The sequence below is a fragment of the Coleofasciculus sp. FACHB-1120 genome (assembly GCF_014698845.1).
Lineage (GTDB): Bacteria > Cyanobacteriota > Cyanobacteriia > Cyanobacteriales > FACHB-T130 > FACHB-T130.
This window is the reverse complement of sequence record NZ_JACJTV010000005.1, coordinates 223,719-244,506: the sequence shown is the minus strand read 5'-3', so window position 1 is coordinate 244,506 and position 20,788 is coordinate 223,719. Positions and strand designations below refer to the sequence as shown.

The following is a 20,788-nucleotide window of genomic DNA, read 5'->3' as shown; positions in this document are numbered from 1 at the left end:
TATTAAGGAGCGATCGCGTCCTTTCAATTTATATTTAGTTACCATCCCAGTTGGAGTCTGACTCAATTTTTTCACCTGGGAAAAACGAAGAGTCTAATACCTGCTCTAAGCTATAAAGGCACTCTTGGGGAAAATTTTTGTAATTTAAAGAAGTTTCGCGAACACCGAGGTCTACTCCATCCTGATAAGCTTTCTTCAACTCTTCAAATAAGTAAGGTTGCAAGCTGGGACTTTCTTCAAGTAAATCTGCAATTCGGCGACGCTGTTCTCGAATTGTGGCAAACCAGCTTTTAGAACGATGACTAGACTGAAACTCCCACTTGAGGAAATGTCCTAGTAAAATCCCCAAACGGTTCCTTAACTCCTGTCGTTGTTGTTTTCCCAACGATTCAATCTCCTCAACCAAATTTGAGATATCTAAGCAGTCCCAAGCACCATCTTTGAGAAATTTAGCTTGTTCAATCGTCCAAGCATAAAAGTCTGTCTCATATTGTCCAGAAGTTGTAGACATTTCCGTTTGTGTTTTAGTCATAGCGATCGCAACCTACTATAAATTTACTGGCTCTCAAATTGCGGAAATCCAAGCAGCTTATGAACCCTTATCTTTCTGACAATTCCCTCACGGCAGCTGAGGAAAAAGTCAATACCTCTGAGGAAACAGAAGTTTTTGTATTTCCGGCATCTTTTGCCCAACAGCGATTGTGGTTTCTCGACCAGTTGTTCCCAGGCAATACTTTCTACAATGTAGCGACTGCACTTCGCCTGACGGGTTCGCTCAACACTTCGGCACTAGAGGAGACGTTCAACGAAATTGTGCGTCGCCATGAAGCTTTGCGTACCACTTTTAGGATGCTGGATGGGCAACCCGTTCAAGTCATTGCTTCCAGCTTAACGATACCCCTGCCCCTTGTAGATTTGCGGCATCTACCTGCAACCGAACGGGACGTGGAAACTCGACGGTTGGCTACTGAGGAGCGATCACGTCCTTTCGATTTATCTCAAGACTCGTTACTACGAGTAATGCTGCTACAGCTAGATTCCTCAGAACACGTACTTTTGCTGAATCTGCATCACATTGTCTCCGATGGCTGGTCGATTGGAGTGCTAATTCGGGAACTCGGAACGCTGTATACCGCTTTTGGCAATAACGAGCGATCGCCCTTGCCAGAACTCCCCATCCAATATGCAGACTTTGCTGACTGGCAACACGAATGGCTACAGGGTGAGGTTCTGGAGACTCAGTTAGCCTACTGGAAGCAGCAGCTGGACAATATCCCCTCACTAAACTTGCCCACTGACAAACCTCGCCCAGCTACTCCAACCTACCGAGGCGCGACGCAATTTCTAGAGTTACCGAAAAGCCTGAGTGAGGAACTAGAGGTACTTACGCAACGCCAAGGGGTGACTCTGTTCATGACTCTTTTAGCGGCATTTCAAACCTTACTTTACCGCTACACACAGCAATCAGATATTGTAGTCGGTTCGCCCATTGCCAACCGCAACCGCCGCGAAATTGAGGGATTAATTGGTTTTTTTGTTAATAGTTTGGTGCTGCGTACCAACTTATCAGGTAATCCAACATTTCTGGAATTGCTGAGCAGAGTCCGGGAGGTGGCGCTAGGCGCTTATGCCCATCAGGACTTACCCTTTGAGAAGCTAGTAGAGGAACTGCATCCAGAGCGCAACCTGAGCCAGCATCCATTATTTCAGGTTGCATTCAGTCTGCAAAATACACCAATCGAGGCGCTAGAGTTACCTGGGCTAACACTCTCCCATCTAGATTTTGATAACCCCAGCGCCAAGTTTGACCTAGAGTTTCACCTGTGGGAATCTCCGGAAGCTCTCAGAGGACAGGTAATTTACAGCACCGATTTATTTGATGACGCTACCATTACCCGGATGCTGGGGCATTTTCAAACGCTGCTGGAAGATATTGTTGCCAATCCAGAGCAAAGCCTTTGCGAGTTGTGTTTATTAACAGCAGCCGAACGGCAACAGTTATTAATTGATTGGAATAATACCAGAAGAGATTACCCGCAAAACCAGTGTTTTCATCAGTTGTTTGAGGCACAAGTAGAGCAGACTCCGGATGCGATCGCGCTCATATTTGAAAATCAGCAATTAACCTACCGCGAACTCAACATCAGAGCCAATCAACTTGCACACTACCTGCAACAATTGGGGATAGTTCCAGACGTTCTAGTTGGCATCTGTATAGACCGTTCTGTAGATATGATAGTGGGACTTTTGGGCATCCTCAAAGCAGGAGGAGCATACCTGCCTTTAGATCCGACCTATCCTCAAGAACGTCTTAGCTTCATGCTAGAAGACGCTCAGGTATCCATCTTGCTAACTCATTCCCATCTAGCCTCCCTGTTGAAGACCTGTTGGGGGGATCGCCAAGACGGTTTATCTGTAGTTTGTTTGGATACGGACTTGGATGCGATCTCTCACCATCCCCAACACAAACCAACCAGCAGCATAACATCTGAAAATCTAGCTTATATCATCTACACCTCTGGCTCAACCGGAAAGCCTAAAGGCGTTTTAGTACAGCACAGAGGACTGTCTAACTTAGCAGAAGCTCAGCGCGAAGTTTTCAATGTCCAGCCAAGCGATCGCATCCTGCAATTTGCATCCTTGAGTTTTGATGCCTCAATTTTCGAGATTGTCATGGCATTGCGATCGGGAGCAACCCTCTATTTAGCAAAAAAAGAATCTCTTCTGCCTGGACAACCCTTAATAAAGTTATTGCGCGAGAATGCGATTACTCACGCCACGCTCCCGCCTACTGTACTCGCACTATTACCAGAAAAACTTCCCGCGCTGCAAACTATCATCTGTGCAGGCGAATCTTGTTCCCAGGATATTGTAAAGCGCTGGGCTGTTGGTCGTAAGTTTTTTAATGCTTATGGGCCAACTGAAGCAACTGTTTGGGCTACGATTGCAGAAATTAGTTACGACAGCCAAAAACCCTCCATTGGTCGCCCAATTGCTAATACTAAAATTTATATATTAGATGCTCATTTACAGCCGGTCCCCATCGGAATTACTGGCGAATTGTACATCAGTGGTGATGGACTGGCGCAGGGATATCTCAATCGCCCTGATTTAACTATCGAACGGTTTATTCCTAATCCTTTCAAAAAGGCAAAATTAGGAATACAAAATGAAGAAGAAATCCGAAATAATTCTTTCTTCTCCCCCCTTTGGAAGGGGGGTAGGGGGGATCATCTTTATAAAACCGGCGACCTAGCTCGTTATCAACCAGACGGCAACATTGAATTTTTAGGTCGCCTCGATGACCAGGTAAAAATTCGCGGTTTCCGCATCGAATTAGGAGAGATTGAGGCAATACTGACTCAGCATCCAACAGTTAGAGAAGCGGTGGTAATTGCTACAGAGATGTCTGGTGATAAGCGTTTAATCGCTTATATTGTGCCAGCCCAAAATTTTAACCCTACAATTATTAAACTCCGCGATTTTATAAAAAAGAAGTTGCCAGAATACATGGTTCCTTCAGCTTTTGTCGTGATTGAATCCCTGCCGTTAACACCTAATGGCAAAGTCGATCGTCGTAACTTACCCGCTCCCGGTAATTCAACTAGCCAAATCCTAGATAAGGTTTACATTGAACCCCGTAATCCTACTGAATCAACCCTTGCAAAAATCTGGGCTGAAGTTCTTAACATCAAGCGTGTAAGTATTCACGATAACTTCTTCGATTTAGGGGGGAATTCGCTGCTGAGTATCACCCTCATAGAGCAGATACACAAGCAATTTGAACGCGAATTACCGCTGTCTACTCTCTTTTTAAGTCCAACCATTGAAGGTCTAGCCAACACTCTATCTCCCGACACAGATCCTCCATTTTGGTCGCCCTTGGTTGCAATTCAGCCTAAAGGTTCAAATCCACCTTTCTTTTGTGTTCATCCCATTTTTGGAGTAGTCTTCCCTTATTATGAATTTGCGTATCATCTAGGGACAGAGCAACCATTCTACGGGTTACAACCTCTGGGTATGGACGGAGAACAATCCCCATTAACTCGGATTGAGGATATGGCGACTTATTATATTGACGCCTTGCGTGTAGTGCAGCCGAATGGCCCTTATTTTTTAGGAGGTTGGTCTTTTGGAGGTTTGGTTGCTTTTGAAATGGCTCAACAACTGCAAAAAGCTGGGCATAAAGTAGCTTTACTTGCTGTGCTGGATACTTCAGCCCCAGTTTCTAATAACAAACCTTCTTTCTGGGGTGGTTTAAAGTTTCTCATGACCACAGGAGCGCGATATATATGGCCTTATTTTATGGATTATTTTGATCTTATCGCTGATACCGACAAACCCCAAAGCAAGTTAATCTCTCAAGAGTCTAAAAAAAGAATATTAAAAGAGCTAAAAAGTAAATCTATACTTAGAGTTTTTCAAGCGAATAGTCAAGCCGCTCTCAGCTATGTGCCGCAAGCCTATCCTAGGAAAATTACTCTTTTGAAAAATAGCGAACAAAGTATCGCTGCGAATCAAGATCCGAGTATGGGTTGGGGCGAGCTAGCTGGAGGAGGAATGGAAATTTATAACATTCCTGGCAATCACCTAACCATGCTAAAAAAACCCCATGTCCAGGTTCTCACGGAACAGTTAAGAACCTGTATTGAGAATGCACAGGTAGGAAGATAAGAGCGATCGCTTACTCTGTGATGTAGCGATCGCTCTTCCCGTGGCCTACTATTCGTACAAAGCCCATAAGTAGTGGGCACCCAGCACCAGCCCTTGAGCAACATGAGCGCGGTTGCGTGGCTCCTCCCAACAGGGTTCTGCCAAAACCAACAATTCTCGTGCGTGTTCTACGTCAAGTTCCTCGTGGACAGTATAGTGTGACTGGCTACCCGGTGCTGCCCAAGCTCGCTCTTTAATCGTGCGGGCGATCATCCCACTAACACTCGAATACAGATGCTCCAGCATCCCCAAAGCGGCTGCACCCGCGTCACTGGATTGTGTCAGACAGTAGCCCAGAAGTGAATGATTGAAAGCTAACACTGATGCAGGACAGGGTATTTCTAAATCTTCTGGAGTGGCACCCAAAGCCCGCAAAAATTGGCGGAAGGTGTATTTGTGAGAGTTCAATAAATTGCCGTGACCATGTTCTTCAGCCACGTTTTCCATCACCGAAAGTCGCCGTTCTAATACTGGAGTCCGAGCCAAAACTGCCGCTAATGATTGCGAAAATGACTCAATTGCAAAACAAATTGGTAGCTGTGTGCAAAGAAATTGCGCCCGTGAGGTAGAAGGTGCCTGCATCCACATAAAGTAAGGATGACGGTGGAAATCATAAGCCTTATTTACCATCAGCACTGCTTCTGATAGCGTGGTGCATCTCACGATATCTTCTACATACAATTGGTGAAGTCCTACTTTTCTCTCAGTACCAATCGAGCAATTGTCTAGGAGCTGCATGACTTACTTCTTCCTGCTAACCTTACCACTCAGTGGTAGCCTTTCTTTAAATCCATAGTCCACCGTGAATGTGCCTAACTATGAACTTTGTATAAAGAAATGCCTAGGCAAAATTACTGAAAATACTGCTTGTCTTCTATGTCTGATAAAGGAGATTAGCTTCTTAAGACAAAGGTTAATGTTGCGGACGGATCGGAATCTCAACAATAAATTCAGTTCCCTGCCCAAGTGTGGAAAAACACTGCAATTGACCGCCATGTTTTTCTACCACAATCTGGTAGCTAATTGCTAACCCTAGCCCTGTCCCTTTACCAATCGGTTTTGTAGTAAAGAAAGGGTCGAAAATACGTTTTTTGACTTCCTCTGTCATCCCAGGCCCATTATCGGCGATGGCAATCAGAACCCGACTTTCGTCTACGACATAGGTGCGAATCCGAATTGTTGGTAATTGGTAATCGCTCATTGGCAATTGGTTATGAGGATTCTGTTCTTTTCGTTCCCAAGAAGACGAACAAGATACCTGGGCTATTTCCTGGCAATCTCCTATTGTTTTTGAACCATTGCTCATGACTTCTTCCAAAGTATCAATCGCATTAGCCAGGAGATTCATAAAAACTTGGTTGAGCTGACCCGCATAACACTCTATTAATGGCAGCGAACCATACTCTTTAATCACTTTAATGGCGGGAATTTCTGTCTTAGCTTTCAGGCGGTTTTGCAGAATTAACAACGTACTATCTAGCCCAGAGTGAACATCAACCTCCTTCATTTCTGCCTCATCAAGGCGCGAAAAATTCCTCAAACTCAGGACAATCTGACGAATTCTGTCAGCCCCCACCTTCATAGAGGACAGCATTTTTGGCAAATCTTCAACTAAGAAATCTACTTCAATTGCCTCCGCTTCGTCTTGAATCTCCGACACCGGATTGGGATAATGCTTTGCATATAGCTGCATTAGGTTTAGTAGGTCTTGAGTATATTCATTAACGTGGACAAGATTGCCGTAGATAAAGTTAACTGGGTTATTAATTTCGTGGGCAACACCCGCTACTAATTGACCCAAGCTAGACATTTTCTCAGTTTGAATTAATTGAGTCTGAGTACGCTTAAGTTCTTGTAGAGTTTGGGACAACCGTACATTTTTTTCATTTAACTCATGCGTCCTCTCTTGGACTTTCTGCTCCATTGAATTGTAAAGCATAGCATTTTCCAAAGAAATTGCTGCCTGAGCTGAAAGCAGTTTTAAAACTTCTATTCTATCGGGAGTAAAAGCTCCGGATGTTAGATTATTTTCTAAATAGAGAATCCCGATTAATTTACCTTGATTAATGATGGGAGTGCAAAGAACTGACTTCAATTTATTTAGCTCTATATAAGAGTCATTAATAAACTTTCCCTCGCTAGCCGCATCATTTAGAACCACATCTGAGCGAGTTCTCTTTACATAATTAATCACTGTCAGAGGTAATTCCTGACAACCTTTAAGTGGAGTTGATTGCCGAACAATAACCTGTTTAGATTCAATCGATGAGCGGGCTTCAATTAGCAGTTTTTCATCTCTGACCAAGAGTAGTAAACCTTTTTGTGCGCCAGCATTCTCGATAGATATTTTCATTAAAGAAGCCAGTAATTTATCCAACACGATACAAGCAGCGATCGCTTGGCTAGCTTTCATCACAGTGGTTAAATCCAGCACATTAGAACTACTACCCGTAGAGGAATGTCCAGTAGTCGTGGGAGTATCTTTAACACGAGGCAAAATAGATGTTTTAGTCAGAAAATGCGGATATTTTTCCTCCAAATCTTCTACTTTGCGCTTAGCTCCCCAACGTTGATAGCCGTAATAAGCTTCTGTAATATGGACTTTGGCATACTTCTCTTTTCTTTTAGCTAACCAGAACTTAGCAGCGAGTTCATTCGCTAAAGCTTCATTCTGAATAAACTCATTTTCTTTTGCTGACTCGATGGCGCGTTCATACAATTCTATCGCCTCTAAATCATTGCCAGTGATGCGACTAATTTCAGCTTCTACTAACAGGTACTTGTGTAGAAAATTTTCTGGGCAGTTGTCTGCCCAAATTTTCATCTGCTTTTGATTCGCTGCTAACGTCTCCCAAGATTGTTTTTGTACTGATTCTGAAACATTGGGATAGAGAGCAACCAGAATCAATGAGTGATAAAAGTTATGTGTAGATACGGAAATATGACCGAAAATAGAAGTAAGTAGCTTTGAAGCTAACAAGCTACTGTTCAAAGCTAAATCCGGTTTTTCGTATAAATAGAGAATTTGGGCTTTTAAAATATGGAATTCACAAATTGCCGCCGAACTTTGATGTTGTTCGCAACTTGTCAAGAAGTTGGATTCGATAATCCCGTCATTATCAAAAGATAAGGTTCCGGCAGTCATGCCTATCAAGTTTGATACCGCCAGGTTATAACCTAAAATGATATCAATTGCCCACTGATTTTTACTTTTTTGGCAAAATAGCAAAGACTGAGGTATTTGTTTTAAACTTTGCTCTAAACTTTTACATTGATGGAAGGAAGCAATGACTTTGTGAAGACGAGTATAACCTGCCCATTGCAAATCTCCAAAGTCTAGCCCCGTTTTATATGCCTCATCATTAATTGTATGACTAAACTTAATTGGCTTCACCCAATTACTCAAGTAATTGGCAAGAACCACCAGTTCTGCACATTTTTGAGCTACATTATTAAACTTATTACTTAGTTTAGTTGCTAGCACACCAAACTCATAACCAGAGTGATAATTCCCTAAAATTGTGCTAAGTATCATTCCATAACACGAGTAGCTATACGCTGCTCCTGAGGCATAACCATAGGTGAGAGAAAGATTGATTGTTTTAACAGTAACTAGCTGCCAAAGGTCTAAATTAACAAAATATGCCAAAGGTCCCATATTTGCTAATAATTTGACTGCTGCTTTTACTTCGGGAACTTTTATTCTTTCTAAATTAATTAAAGACGCAATCTCTTGGTTTTCTAATTTCTTATTAACTTCGTCTAGTTCTAGCTCAACTGCTGTTGCTAATTCCCCTTCAGGTAAGTCAATTCCTAGCAGACTAAGAGCATTACGCCCTGCTTGAATTGCCTCTTGGTATTTAGCAAGCATGGTATGCTGCACAATCAGCATATTATAAACTTCAGCTTTATCGAGGACTGATTTTGCTTGAGATAGAGTTAGCTCCAGCAAGGCTTCAGACTGAGAAAAATTACCGTTTAAATACTCAATTTCAGCTCGTTTTTTATGCAATGCAAAAGCCAGCTCGTAGCGTTTTACCCAAATATCGCTCGGTAAAACGCTCATACAAGCAGTCAAATAGTGAAGTGCTGAGCTGTATGCAGTTGCATCTTTCGCTTTTCGAGCTGCTTCCAAATTCAATATTACTAATTCAACTTTTGCCTCTTCATCGACGATTAAATCAGACCCAATATTCAGATGATCAACCAATTTAAAAATTATTTCTATCTGGTCTCCTAAGGGGGTATTTGCTAACAGGAGATTGCCAATTTTGAGATGAACTGATTTTTGAAGCGAGTTATCAATCAGTGCATAAGCTGCCTGTTGCACGCGGTCGTGTGAAAACTTATAATTAAAAACTAATAATTGAGAAATAACCCCTTCTTCCTCGGCTGTTTCCAAGACGGAAGTGGGCTTAATTAATTCTTCTTTCAGGGCTGGCAAAAGGTCTTTAAAAGTTTCAGAAATTGATTTTTCATAAATGATAGACAGAGTATTTAAATCGAAACTATTGCCGACACAAGCTGCTAACCGTAAAGCCTGCTGTGTTGAATTCGGCAATTTTTTTAACTTTCCTATCATTAACTCCACAACATTATCAGTAATACCCAACGCTTCAATTTGAGTGATGTCCCATTGCCACAGGGCGTTACTTACCTCTTTTTCTCCTTGAGTAAGGAGCGTCTGAGGGGGGGTGAAGGTAAGCAGGTTTTCCTGATATAGAGTTTTTAGAAATTCATTGACAAAGAAGGGATTACCTTCTGTTTTACGCAGGATGAGGGAAGCTAAGGGTCTTACTGATTCCCTATCCCTATGTAAGGTGTCGGCAATCAAGTGGGTAATATGCTCAAGTTCTAAAGGTGCTAGATTAATTTGGTTGATGATAGCTCCATCATCGCGTAAACTATCCAGCGTCATCATCAAGGGATGAGTAGAGCTGACTTCATTATCCCGATATGCTCCAATGAGAAATAGATAGTGCGTTTGCTCATCCCTCATCATCAACTCTATCAATTTGAGCGTGGCAGAGTCAGCCCACTGCAAATCATCTAGAAAGATGACTAATGGATGTTCTTGTTGGCAAAATACCCGAATAAAGTTTTGAAAGACTAAATTAAAGCGGTTTTGAGATTCAGTTGACCCTAACTCTTGAACCCTAGGCTGAGGACCGACAATTAGTTCCACCTCTGGAATCACATCAATAATAATTTGCCCGTTCGAGCCAATGGCTTCTAGGAGTTTTTCTTTCCACTGGTTGAGCTGTGCTTCGCTTTCCGTTAAAAGTTGCTGAATTAAGGCAGAAAAGGCGCAAACGACAGCAGAATAGGGAATACTCCGCTGAAATTGGTCAAATTTTCCAGAAATGAAATAAGCTCGCTGTTGAGTGATTGGTTTGTAAATTTCCTGCACTAAACATGACTTGCCGATGCCAGAATATCCCGACACCAACATCATCTCAATATCCCCTGGCATTGGCTTACCAAACGAGAATTGACTCACTCGTTCAAATGCTGTTAGTAAAATATTAATTTCTTGCTCTCTGCCATAGAGCTTCTCTGGAATTTGAAATTTATTGGAGATATCATGACGACCAAGAGAGAACTCTGGAATTTGGTTGTTTATTTCTAGTTGGGTTAGACAATATTCTAAATCTGCTTGAATTCCATAAGCACTTTGGTATCTATCTTCAGCAGTTTTAGCCAGCAATTTCATCACAATGTCTGAAACTGCTTTGGGAATATTTTGATTGAACTTATGAGGCGGAATTGGCGTAAGCGCAATATGACTATGCACTAACTCCATTGCATCAGTACCATTAAAAGGTAGTCTGCCAGTGAGGAGTTCGTAGAAGGTGACACCAAAAGAGTAAAAGTCAGTGCGGTAATCTAGCGAACGGTTCATTCTGCCAGTTTGCTCTGGCGACATATAGGCAAGAGTGCCTTCTAAAACATTAGGACTTTTTAGGGTAGGGTTTTCCCGCGACAAAACGCTGGAAATTCCAAAATCAATAAATTTTACTTGCCCACTTTTTGGGTCAAAAACAATATTAGATGGATTAATATCTTTGTGAATAATGTTTGAAGTATGAAGCTTAGCTAAAGTCTCGGTAATTTTTATAGCAATTTTAATAACTTCTAAAACTGTAAAGCTTTGGTTGTCTATCAATTTTTTTAGAGATTGACCACCAAAATCCTCCAACAGCATCACTAGAGTGTTTTGATAGGGTTTTAAATCATACGCCTTAGCAACACCATCTATATTCAGCGAACGGGTAATTTCATATTCTTGCTTATACCTAGAAATTTCTTCTGGTAATGGATAGTCTTCTTTAATAACTTTAAGAATAAGAGGTAAATTATCCTGAAGTCGGCATCCCCGATACACCAGAGACTTGCTACTTTCATAGATTAGCTCAAAAAATTGGTACCCGGGAATCGTTGTCATCATTGTGTAATCTACAGATTTGTAGTTGCTCCAGTTCAGTTATGGGCAATTTTGGGGATAGGTTTCTAAATCCTCATAGTTGCACTGAAGTAAAAATAAAGCTTTATTCAAGGAGTTGAAAGCGTATTTATACGGAAATATAATTTGCTTATCAGCAAATATCAGTGTATACACAGTTTGTTGGGAAGCATCGTTTTGACCGCCCCAAAAAATGTAATTTAGAATACTAATTTCTTCGTAAGATTGTCACAAAAACTGTAGTAAAGTGTTAGTAATAGTTTGAGAGAAAACATTAAAATAGCCTGCATGAGTGCATTTCAATGCTTGCGAAAACATTACTGGTTATCTGGAACCCCACGCAAGCTTTGTATAAAAAACTTATTTTTGATACTGCCCCTTTGGCGGATATTTTCAAGGATTGTAAGACTAACCAAACAGTCTTATGTATGAATTATGTTCCATAAAAAATATATTAATCTTTATTTACCTTTAAAACATATTTAGTATTCCAAGTTTTATAAAGATTCACAAATGCACTTGTTTCTTAACTTTGCCTTTATGCCTATATTTATTTGATATAAAATTGACATAAAAAGGTGAATTTCCCTAAAAAAGCTTGATTTGAAGTTTGACTTATTACCACTTTCTAATGCTCAGCAAGGTTAAAACAGGATTTTTGGTATTTTGATGAATTGTATCTTTCAGTTCGTGTCGCGGCAGAATACTGGCTTATCAATGGGTAAGTTGAGAGGATGTAGAAATTTTTAAATACATACAGAGTCGGGTAGAAAAATGATCCAAGATAAAACGTATCTAGAATTGTCAGAGTCAGAGAGTAGTTCTCACAAATTTTATGAAGTGATTGTCAACGGTACGGAAGTATTAATTCGCTACGGTCGCATTGGCGACTCAGGACAAACTCAGGTAAAAACCTATCCAACGCCAGAAAAAGCCAAAGCTGAAGCGACGAAAAAGATTAACGAGAAACTGAAGAAAGGTTACGAACCAGCGGTTATGGGAGTAAGGAGCAAACGTCCCGTGACTCGACGGGAAATAAAGAGCGATCGCTCAACTGCAAACCAAGCACCTGTAGTTTGGAAATTTGCCTCTTCTTCCCCTGCTTTTGGCATTTTCATCGACAATTCTCGGTGCTGGGTTGGAAATCAAGCAGGTCAGATTTTCGCTCTCAGTCATACGGGAATTGTGCAAAATCAGTTTCGTCTTCCTGACGGCGTGAAGTGTATTGTCGCGGATGAAGGTTGGCTTTATGCGGGATGTGATGATGGTAAAGTATACGATTTAACAGGCAAAATACCCCGTGTTGCTTATGAAATTGCCCCCGATGTAAATATCTTCTGGCTTGATATCAAAGATGCAATTCTCGGCGTTTCTGATGATGCTGGTAATGTCACAACGATTAATCACGAAGATGAATCTCAATGGACTAAAAAAAGTAGTGGTGAGTATGGCTGGATGGTGCGCTGCGACGAAATTGGCATTTATCACGGTCACAGCAGTGGCGTGACAATGTATGACTGGGAAGATGGAAAGACGATCTGGAACCAGAAAACTCGCGGTGAGGTACTATTTGGCTGGCAAGAAGAAGCATTTGTATATGCTAGTACCAGTGATAATCAAGTTTATTGCTTTACCAAGAGAGGGGAAATTAGCACAATTTATCAATGTGATGCCCCTGTTTATTCTTGCGCCACTGCTGAAGAAGGTAAATATGTCTTTGCCGGCGACAATTGCTCCTCGATTTATTGTTTTAGTCAACAAGGAGAGCGTCTTTGGAAACTTGCCACTGGCTGCGGTTCCGCCTTCTCCATGCAGTTTATAGATGACCATCTCTACATCGTCACCACCGATGGTTCTCTTGCTTGCATTGATGCGGGGGAAACAGCCATCAAAGCAGCACAAGCGGGTACGGTTCCCCAGGCTATTAATATTAAAGCACCTACCGCCGTTGCACCAGCCGTTCCTTCTAATACTTTGGAAACGACATCAAACGCCACTCAGGGAGTGATTGTGGAATGTTTCAAAGAAGACGGGAAGTTAAGAATACGCGCTGTTTCTCCTGGTTACAATCCCAATTGGAAAGTACAATTTCCTCAAGATATTCGCTCCGATGGTGCGCGTTATCTGGTGGAAGAGGTGCGCGAATCTTCTCGCGGTGGTTTCTATCGGGCTTTTGGGGATATTCAGAAATTAGTGTAGTAGTTGTAGTTTGCGCGATCGCTTACTCTAACTTATGCGATCGCGCCTCTTTTACAGAATGCGATCGCTCTCGAAAAGTCTTATCATTTTCAGGAGTTGCGATCGCATTGGTTGAGTTGAATAATAGTGAAACCCAACCTACTATTAGTAGGCTTTTTTCTCCATGAGTCCCCGCGATCAATTTGCAATTCTGCCAAGTGGAGAAATCCGCATCAATGACCGGCCTCTGATTGACCTTGTGCGGGAAATTGAGTTACCTTTTGCCCAGGAGGAATATAACGAGCGGAATACAATGGGTGAGAATCTCAGGAAAGTGGATTTAATTGCTGGGGATTATAGCTACCTCCCTCCTTGGATGGTGATGTTTCCTTCTAAACACCTGCTTGACGAACCCTACAGAATTGCCGAGGAAGGCTTTATCCTGAAACCTGAAGATTCACGCAGAGGGAAAACCACTATTCTTGGTTGTACTTGCGGCATCATTGAGTGCTGGTTTCTGCTTGCTCGTATCTCACTGACAGAAACTACCGTCACCTGGTCGGATTTCCAGCAGTTTCATCGGGATTGGTGGACATATAACCTTGGTTCCTTTATTTTCGCTCGCCAGGACTATGAGTTGCAGCTTCGTGGAACCTTCTAACATACGCGAAAATGAAAGTGTCGTTTCCTGCTGAGTCATTATGACCCAGGCCGCAACTAAACGTTTTACACTAGCTGAGTATCATCGCCTGATTGAATTGGATTGTCTAAACGAGGGTGATCGCGTGGAGTTGATTCGGGGAGAGCTAGTGCAAATGCTTGCAAAAGGCACGCTTCACTCTGTTTGCAATACCAAGTTAGTACGGGAGTTAGATAGATTGGTTGGCAACCTTGCAGTGGTACGAGGACAGGAACCAATTACACTACCTGCCGACAGCGAACCAGAAACGGATGTTGCGATCGCACAAGGGCAGCCGGATGATTACTTCTCCAATCATCCCTATCCAAACGATATTCGGCTAGTAATTGAAGTATCAAACTTAACCTTGGAATATGACCGGACTGTAAAGCTATCCCTATATGCAGAGAACCAAATTCAGAATTATTGGATTGTCAATTTGGTTGCTAATCAACTAGAACGTTACAGTCAGCCTTATCAAGACACTCAAGGGAATTTCGGCTATCGCCTCAGAGAGATTGCATTACCCAATGAAACGGTTACACTCCCTAATTTTCCTGACTTGTCGCTCGATCTAAATCGTGTATTTCCTGGTTCGTGAACGCGATCGCATGTGGAAACTTGCCACGGGTTGCAGGCTGTGAATTATCCGTGCAGTTTTTAGATAGCCGCCTCTACATCATCATAATTCAGCATTGACTATTCGGGAATTATGTATGTACAATGTGTATATTATAATATCAGACACTAAGCACTATAGAGAAGGTGAGTCGCTATGGCAGTACTTGATAAAACCGAAAAAATTAAGCGATCCGAGGTTGTCAATATGAGAATTGAGCCAAATCAGCTCGACCTCATAGATAGTGCGGCGAGTCTTTCTGGTAAAACTCGGAGTGCTTTCATGCTAGATGCGGCATATCGAGCGGCAGAAGAGGCTTTGCTCGATCGCAGATTGTTTCGTCTTAGTGATGAACAGTGGAAAGCTTTTAACAAGGCTCTTGACACCTCTCCAACGAAAAATGAAAAGTTAATTGAGTTGCTTCAGGCACCAACCCCTTGGGAATAAAATACACCCCACCAGAAACCCTTCAGCAGACACACGATGTAGAGACATTCGATTGTGGTAAGCCATCTCTAAATGACTGGTTGAGGAAACGCGCTCTTGAAAACGAGGCAACCGGAGCGTCTCGTACATACGTTGTCTGCTGTGGAGATCGGGTAGTGGGGTACTACAGTTTAGCGAATGGTAGTGTCATTCATAGTGAGGCTCCTGGCAAAATCAAAAGGAATATGCCCGATCCAATTCCAGTTATGGTATTGGGCAGACTTGCAGTTGATATTAACCACAGAGGGAAGGGAATCGGTAAAGGTTTGGTCAAGGATGCAATATTGCGTACTTTACAAGCATCAGAGATTGCCGGGATTAGAGCTATTATGGTTCACGCACTTGATGAAGAGGCGAAAAGATTCTATGTGGATAAGTGTGGTTTCATGCCCTCTCCGGTTCATCCCTTGACGCTGATGGTGACACTTGCGGATGTGAAAAAGAATCTTGGATAAAAGAACACAGACACTCTTTGCGTACCTCTGCGCTATCCTTTGCGTACCTCTGCGTTAAAAGTTTACTGAACTAACCTACGAATCTTCCCATAAGCGACATAAGATCCGCCATTCTTTGCCTCTTCCACTTCATCAACAACATAGAGAACGTTTTCTTCTCGAATGTCGCGGGGAAAGCGGATGTTGTAGTTAGGATCGTACCCATCGGACACGACTCTCGCTCTCAATTTACTGCCTTCTTTCACGCACTGCACGAGAACTCCATCACCTACAGTATCAATTGTTTCTAAATCAGCAGCAGAAGCAGGTGCATTCAGCTTTTGTCGTTTTGGACTGGAAGAAGACGTACCATTTTGAGATGATGCGGCGCGTTCCTGTCCGGGTTGCACTAAGCGGCGAATGTTACCGGAGACGCGATAAAAGCTACCGTCAGCAGATAGATTGATTTCATCAACGATGTAGGTGACACCTTCTTCCCGAATATTGCGGGGGAATTGCACGTTGAAATTAGGATTGTAACCGTCAGAAATGACGTGAATCCGCAACTTACCACTAACGCGATCGCATTTCACCAAAACTCCCTCATCCACGCTGGAAACAGCTTGTAAGCTGTTGGCACTCGCAGCAAGTCCGCGCAATTTTAAATCGCCGCGATCGCGTGTAAGAGCCTGGTAAGATTGATCTCGCATCTCCTTACGACTGATACTATCAAACTTTTTGCTTTCCAGCCGTTGTGCATAATAATCCAGTTGTTCCATCTCTTCGGCAACTTCAAAGGATTCATGCAATGCTTTGAGCTTGAGATCCTCAATCGTCTTGCGAAGTTTCTGGGATGCGGCGGTATAATCTCCTTTGTCAGCGAGTGCGATCGCTTCATCTTTTACCTTACCAATCCTCAGCTTACTTGCTTGCTCCACAACCGCTGCATCTGGCTGCACCTTGCTGGCTGATTCAGCATCAGCAACCGTTATACTAATTGGGATTTCGTTAGTGAATTGTTGAATGCTGCCATCGACAACCGCTTGATATTTATAAGCAATGGTGGCAATATTTATCACCCCAATATTTGTTTGCGGAGGAATTGGCAATTCTACGGCTAGCTGCTTATTTTCTACCTCATAAACATCGCCGCAGAAAACTTCCAGGTTGTTGCCAATCAGATTGGATCGGTAATTGTTGAGAATCCCGGTTATTTTTACAGAATCTTCTGGTTGCAGCGTCACCGTCAGATTTTGCGCGACAACAGACGTGAGGCTTTCTAGTTCAATTCTGAATACATCAGTAGCATCGTCAGGTGATTGAATGAAATAGAAGTTTCCCCCGGCAGCATTTGCCATACCGATGAGCAAATCTTCATTAAAATAAGTTCCAAACCCTAAAGTTGTTGTAATGATTCCTTGTTCAGCTTGTTGTCTTGCAGTGTTAATTAATACCTGAGAATTGGTAATCCCAACATTCGCCTGTCCATCTGTTAATAATAAAACGCGATTGATGCGTTCTGTGGACTGCTGAGATTTTACATTGTCGCATCCCATTAGCCAACCGCCACTCAAGTTAGTACATCCGCCAGCTTTCACCCTACCAATTAGCGAACGAATGGCAGATTTATCCTGAACCAGTTGGTGCGGAAGAATTGTTTCCGGCGTATCGTCATATATTACAACTGAAAGAAAATCCTCCGGGGTCAAATATTCCACAAGCCTTTGTGCAGCTTGAATAGCATTCTTAAGCGGCGCTCCCGCCATCGAACCCGATCTATCAATTACTACACTCAAATTAAGCGGAAGACGCGGTACTTTGTTGCGCGTTTCTTCTTCAGCCTGGAAACTAACAATCAAGTCTACAGTGGACGGGGTAGCGGCTGCAATAAGCGATTGACTCAGGGAGGAAGTTGCTTTCATTTGTAGCGTCCTCTAGATATTTTGTGCAGTTTCTAGCGTCGAGTCGAGAATGCCGTTTTGGTGATTTGTGACTTAGATAAACTACAAGAGTAGAGATAGAAATTTCGGATTTTTTATGGAGAAAATTGCATACTTTTGAGATTCCAACAAAATCAAAATTTTTAGGGGCATGGCATTGCCATGCCCCTACAGATATATCGCTAACCCGTGATATTTTTTTTTCAGTATTAGCATCTGTATTTATCTCGAATTCGTCGAATTTGCTCTTGAAACTCAACACCCTTTTGCGGATTAACCATAGCGACAAAATTGGCATAACCCTGAATCGAAGACATCACATTATTAGAATTTCCCCAATGCTTACCTTCCAAGCCATCTTTCTCAATTTGGAACAAAGTAGCACGAAAACGTTTTAGCTCTTTTTTAGAAATATTCGGATAATCATTCACCACAACTCCAGTAACTTCCTGTTGCCGATTTTTCCGCAATATTCTAGTCTTCTGTTCGTTAATCGTAAACCCTTCATGAGCCACGATTGACTGAGTGCGTTTGAGAATGTTGCAGATATTTCGGAGACTGTCACCAGAAGCTGAAAAAGTTAAGTCGTCAGCGTAGCGAGTATAAACAAAACCCAATTCGTCAGCCATACTGGTAAGTCGTCTATCTAAGCGGCGACACATTAGATTCGTAATTGCTGGAGAAGCTGGCGAACCTTGGGGTAAATGTCGCTCTGTGAGGGCTACATAATAAGTTTTGCCGTCTAATTCAACCTCCTCGATATCCGGTTGGGTACACAGCAACCCGAAAATTGTTGCCGCAGCTTCCGAATAACCGAATGAGTGAAAAAGTCCTTTAACTCGCTTATAGGAAATAGAGGGAAAGAAATCTTTCAGGTCAAAGTTGATAATTACGTCACGTTTTACGTGAGGTTGAGCGTTGCTGACGATAGAGCGATCGCGTCTAAAACCATGAGCTGCATCGTGCAGTTCTAGCTTTTCCAAAATATTACCCAAAATCCAATGCTGCGCCTGCTTCAAGCGTGGCATCGGTGCCGAAATCAACCGTTCGCCACCCGTTTTTTTAGGAATCTTGAAGCGGATATAGTGAGAAATTGTCGAAGTCTTGCGGGAAAAAGCGAGAAAGCGCAATTGTCCCACAGTAATTCCCATTGCAGCGGCAATTTCGTAGGGTGTACCGCACAAAGGTAATCCATAACTTCGCAACCTTTCCTCATCGCACTCAGTATAGTTGAGTCCGCCTGAGACATCTTCACCGAGATAAAGGATTTCTCGCTCTTTTCTTTGTCGCCAATCTTCCGCTCGTTCTTGCCTTTCCCGTTCCCGCCGTTCTTTCGTCTCCTGTCGCTTTCGCCGCGACTCGGCGAGGCGTTGCTTGAGTAGCTGCTTGCGGAGTTCCTTTTCGTTGTGAAGACGCGAACTCTGCTGTCGCAGTTCATCAAGTTCTCGCCGGATCTCTCCCATCCGCCGAATGTCATCGGCGGGATCTTGGGGTATCTCGCCTTGTGCAGGCCAGAACCCATAACGTATCATCTCTTCGAGGATGAATTCCTCTTTGCCCATTTGTCGGATGCGATCGTAGAGTTCCTGGCGGGTACGAGGCTGATCTGACATATTTGTAGAAGTAGCGATGCGTTTCCGCAATTATAGTACATATGTACTTTATGTCAACAGCACAATAATCCCTGAAACCTTGAACTAATGGAGGCTGGAGCCTCCAAAAAATCATTCCCACGATCGGCTTGGGAACGAGAGAATATAAAAAAATCACGCGCCGCTATCAGTTGGTTGCCCCTTCGTAAACCCCTCAGGACTAGATTGCTCTACTCAGCGGAGCCACCCCCTAACAATTTTGGAGTCATTAGTTGGTGAAACTCACCCACAATGCTCTGGGTAGGCTAGTATTTCACGGAAACCAAACCGTAATACTCCGGGGTGGCTCCGCTTAGTAAAGAGCAGTCTAGTGATGCGTGTCTAAACTAAACGCAAGGACGACGATCCATCGTCCGGATTGCAAGGCTGTTTACCAATTGAGCTAAGGCGCGCGATCGGATTATTCTACCAGTATTTTTGTAAAAACGCTATTAGTAGTGTAGATGTCGCACTATAACGCTATATGTAGCGACTTAGAAGGTGGTTGAAAAGTTTTAACTACTCAGGCAAGTTCAACTCTTCCACTGAAAAAGGAAATCTTCCGGCTAGATGCTGGATATGGGAAAATAAAAATTTGTGACCCCAAGGGAAAGCCTCGCTCACTATTAGAGTAGGCAAAGATTTTCTTACGAGGTCGGCAACCTTGATTAACAAGCTTACTCCAGAGCAAGAAGCTCTGATTCCGGTTTACATAGAAAAATGGATATCCCTGGCACTTTCCACCGAGCCAATCGCTCGTCAAAAAGCTGCTGAAGCCGTAAATGTTGCCTGCACTGTTTGTTGGAATGAAGAACCTAAAATTCTTTTTTTCGATAGCCTTTATAGCTTTTTGAAGGATATTGATGTTTACTTTCCGGACTGGGAAGAGGAAGACCAGATTGACTGGTTGGCTAAGTTAGAAGACGAATTGTTTGAGCAACTGTCCGACCCTGTTACTAGCCAACTTTGCGACCAACTGCTTGAGCCAATGGATGAGCTGTTGAGTAGGCTGTGGAACCCACTATTGGATCGGTTTTACCAGCAACCGGAAATCTCAAGGAGGGCCGTTACCAACTTTACTCACGACGTGAATCCTCAAGACTGGCTTGTTCAATGTATTTTTATTGACTTCTGTTTTTCTGTCTTAAATTGCTCTCTCAATGAAAGCGAGCAGAGAGAATGGGAAGTGTTGCAGTCGCTCGTCAAAAGTTGCGGCTGGATATATATATTTGTTAAACATACTAGCGAAGATAATTGCGAATTTGTTTGCATTGTGTGCGATCGCCCCACAAAACTGCTCTACGATCATCAGCAACTTCTTCACGCTGAAGAAGAACCAGCAATGGAGTTTGCCGATGGTTTCAGTATTTATGCGTATCACGGCGTGGGATTACCTGAGAACTGAAACATCAATTGAGAAAAAAATCACGCGCAGCTGTCAGTTGGTTGCCCCTTCGTAAACATCTCAGGACTAGATTGCTCAACTCAAGCGGTCTCAGGGCTACCCCCTTCTTACACTTCAGGGAAGTCCCACCGGAAAAGGGGGTAGCCCTGAATGACCGCACAGTTAAGAGCAGGCTAGTGGTGCATGGCTAGGCTAAACGCAAGGACGACGATCCATCGTCCGGATTGCAAGGCTGTTTAC

At 42.9% G+C, this 20,788-nt stretch carries 12 protein-coding genes; 7 read left to right on the top strand and 5 right to left on the bottom strand.

Going from position 1 to position 20,788, the window contains the following annotated elements:
* Positions 1–34: 34 nt before the first annotated feature.
* Positions 35–532 (bottom strand): DUF29 domain-containing protein, encoded by a 498-nt coding sequence (locus tag H6H02_RS07840; RefSeq protein WP_242040610.1) that lies wholly within the window; start codon positions 530–532, stop codon positions 35–37.
* Between the two features lie 59 nt (positions 533–591).
* On the opposite strand from H6H02_RS07840, the gene H6H02_RS07835 reads away from it, so the two are divergent.
* Positions 592–4,674, top strand: coding sequence for a non-ribosomal peptide synthetase (locus H6H02_RS07835; protein ID WP_190816295.1), 4,083 nt, complete (start codon positions 592–594; stop codon positions 4,672–4,674).
* 48 nt (positions 4,675–4,722) lie between these two features.
* On the opposite strand, the gene H6H02_RS07830 is transcribed toward H6H02_RS07835, so the two are convergent.
* A complete protein-coding gene (locus H6H02_RS07830) occupies positions 4,723–5,451 on the bottom strand; it encodes an iron-containing redox enzyme family protein (protein WP_190816293.1) in 729 nt (242 codons plus the stop codon).
* A gap of 175 nt (positions 5,452–5,626) precedes the next feature.
* Entirely contained in the window at positions 5,627–11,161 is a 5,535-nt protein-coding gene (locus H6H02_RS07825; protein ID WP_347342581.1) for an AAA family ATPase, read from the bottom strand.
* Between the two features lie 789 nt (positions 11,162–11,950).
* Here H6H02_RS07825 and H6H02_RS07820 point away from each other — a divergent pair.
* The 5 genes from H6H02_RS07820 (at position 11,951) to H6H02_RS07800 (ending at position 15,593) form a co-directional block, all read left to right on the top strand.
* Positions 11,951–13,375: a WGR domain-containing protein gene (locus tag H6H02_RS07820; protein WP_190816292.1), complete on the top strand. Its 1,425-nt coding sequence runs from the start codon at positions 11,951–11,953 to the stop codon at positions 13,373–13,375.
* 163 nt (positions 13,376–13,538) lie between these two features.
* Positions 13,539–14,015: a hypothetical protein gene (locus H6H02_RS07815; protein WP_190816290.1), complete on the top strand. Its 477-nt coding sequence runs from the start codon at positions 13,539–13,541 to the stop codon at positions 14,013–14,015.
* Positions 14,016–14,055: 40 nt separating this feature from the next.
* Positions 14,056–14,634: a Uma2 family endonuclease gene (locus tag H6H02_RS07810; protein WP_190816288.1), complete on the top strand. Its 579-nt coding sequence runs from the start codon at positions 14,056–14,058 to the stop codon at positions 14,632–14,634.
* 174 nt (positions 14,635–14,808) lie between these two features.
* The gene (locus H6H02_RS07805; RefSeq protein WP_190426177.1) at positions 14,809–15,099 is read left to right on the top strand and encodes a DUF1778 domain-containing protein; all 291 of its coding nucleotides are present in this window, start codon (positions 14,809–14,811) and stop codon (positions 15,097–15,099) included.
* A complete protein-coding gene (locus tag H6H02_RS07800; protein WP_190816400.1) occupies positions 15,096–15,593 on the top strand; it encodes a GNAT family N-acetyltransferase in 498 nt (165 codons plus the stop codon). The genes H6H02_RS07805 and H6H02_RS07800 overlap by 4 nt, the downstream gene beginning before the upstream one ends.
* A 62-nt stretch (positions 15,594–15,655) precedes the next feature.
* On the opposite strand, the gene H6H02_RS07795 is transcribed toward H6H02_RS07800, so the two are convergent.
* Positions 15,656–17,494, bottom strand: coding sequence for a VWA domain-containing protein (locus tag H6H02_RS07795; protein WP_190816286.1), 1,839 nt, complete (start codon positions 17,492–17,494; stop codon positions 15,656–15,658).
* A gap of 227 nt (positions 17,495–17,721) precedes the next feature.
* Positions 17,722–19,125 (bottom strand): reverse transcriptase family protein, encoded by a 1,404-nt coding sequence (locus H6H02_RS07790; protein ID WP_190816284.1) that lies wholly within the window; start codon positions 19,123–19,125, stop codon positions 17,722–17,724.
* Between the two features lie 682 nt (positions 19,126–19,807).
* Here H6H02_RS07790 and H6H02_RS07785 point away from each other — a divergent pair.
* Positions 19,808–20,548 (top strand): DUF6745 domain-containing protein, encoded by a 741-nt coding sequence (locus tag H6H02_RS07785; protein ID WP_190816282.1) that lies wholly within the window; start codon positions 19,808–19,810, stop codon positions 20,546–20,548.
* Positions 20,549–20,788 lie beyond the last annotated feature (240 nt).

What these genes read in the sequence shown, in the direction of transcription:
- H6H02_RS07840 (WP_242040610.1), bottom strand. Translation starts at nt 532, where the DNA reads ATGACTAAAACACAAACGGAAATGTCTACAACTTCTGGACAATATGAG.
- H6H02_RS07835 (WP_190816295.1), top strand. Translation starts at nt 592, where the DNA reads ATGAACCCTTATCTTTCTGACAATTCCCTCACGGCAGCTGAGGAAAAA.
- H6H02_RS07830 (WP_190816293.1), bottom strand. Translation starts at nt 5,451, where the DNA reads ATGCAGCTCCTAGACAATTGCTCGATTGGTACTGAGAGAAAAGTAGGA.
- H6H02_RS07825 (WP_347342581.1), bottom strand. Translation starts at nt 11,161, where the DNA reads ATGATGACAACGATTCCCGGGTACCAATTTTTTGAGCTAATCTATGAA.
- H6H02_RS07820 (WP_190816292.1), top strand. Translation starts at nt 11,951, where the DNA reads ATGATCCAAGATAAAACGTATCTAGAATTGTCAGAGTCAGAGAGTAGT.
- H6H02_RS07815 (WP_190816290.1), top strand. Translation starts at nt 13,539, where the DNA reads ATGAGTCCCCGCGATCAATTTGCAATTCTGCCAAGTGGAGAAATCCGC.
- H6H02_RS07810 (WP_190816288.1), top strand. Translation starts at nt 14,056, where the DNA reads ATGACCCAGGCCGCAACTAAACGTTTTACACTAGCTGAGTATCATCGC.
- H6H02_RS07805 (WP_190426177.1), top strand. Translation starts at nt 14,809, where the DNA reads ATGGCAGTACTTGATAAAACCGAAAAAATTAAGCGATCCGAGGTTGTC.
- H6H02_RS07795 (WP_190816286.1), bottom strand. Translation starts at nt 17,494, where the DNA reads ATGAAAGCAACTTCCTCCCTGAGTCAATCGCTTATTGCAGCCGCTACC.
- H6H02_RS07790 (WP_190816284.1), bottom strand. Translation starts at nt 19,125, where the DNA reads ATGTCAGATCAGCCTCGTACCCGCCAGGAACTCTACGATCGCATCCGA.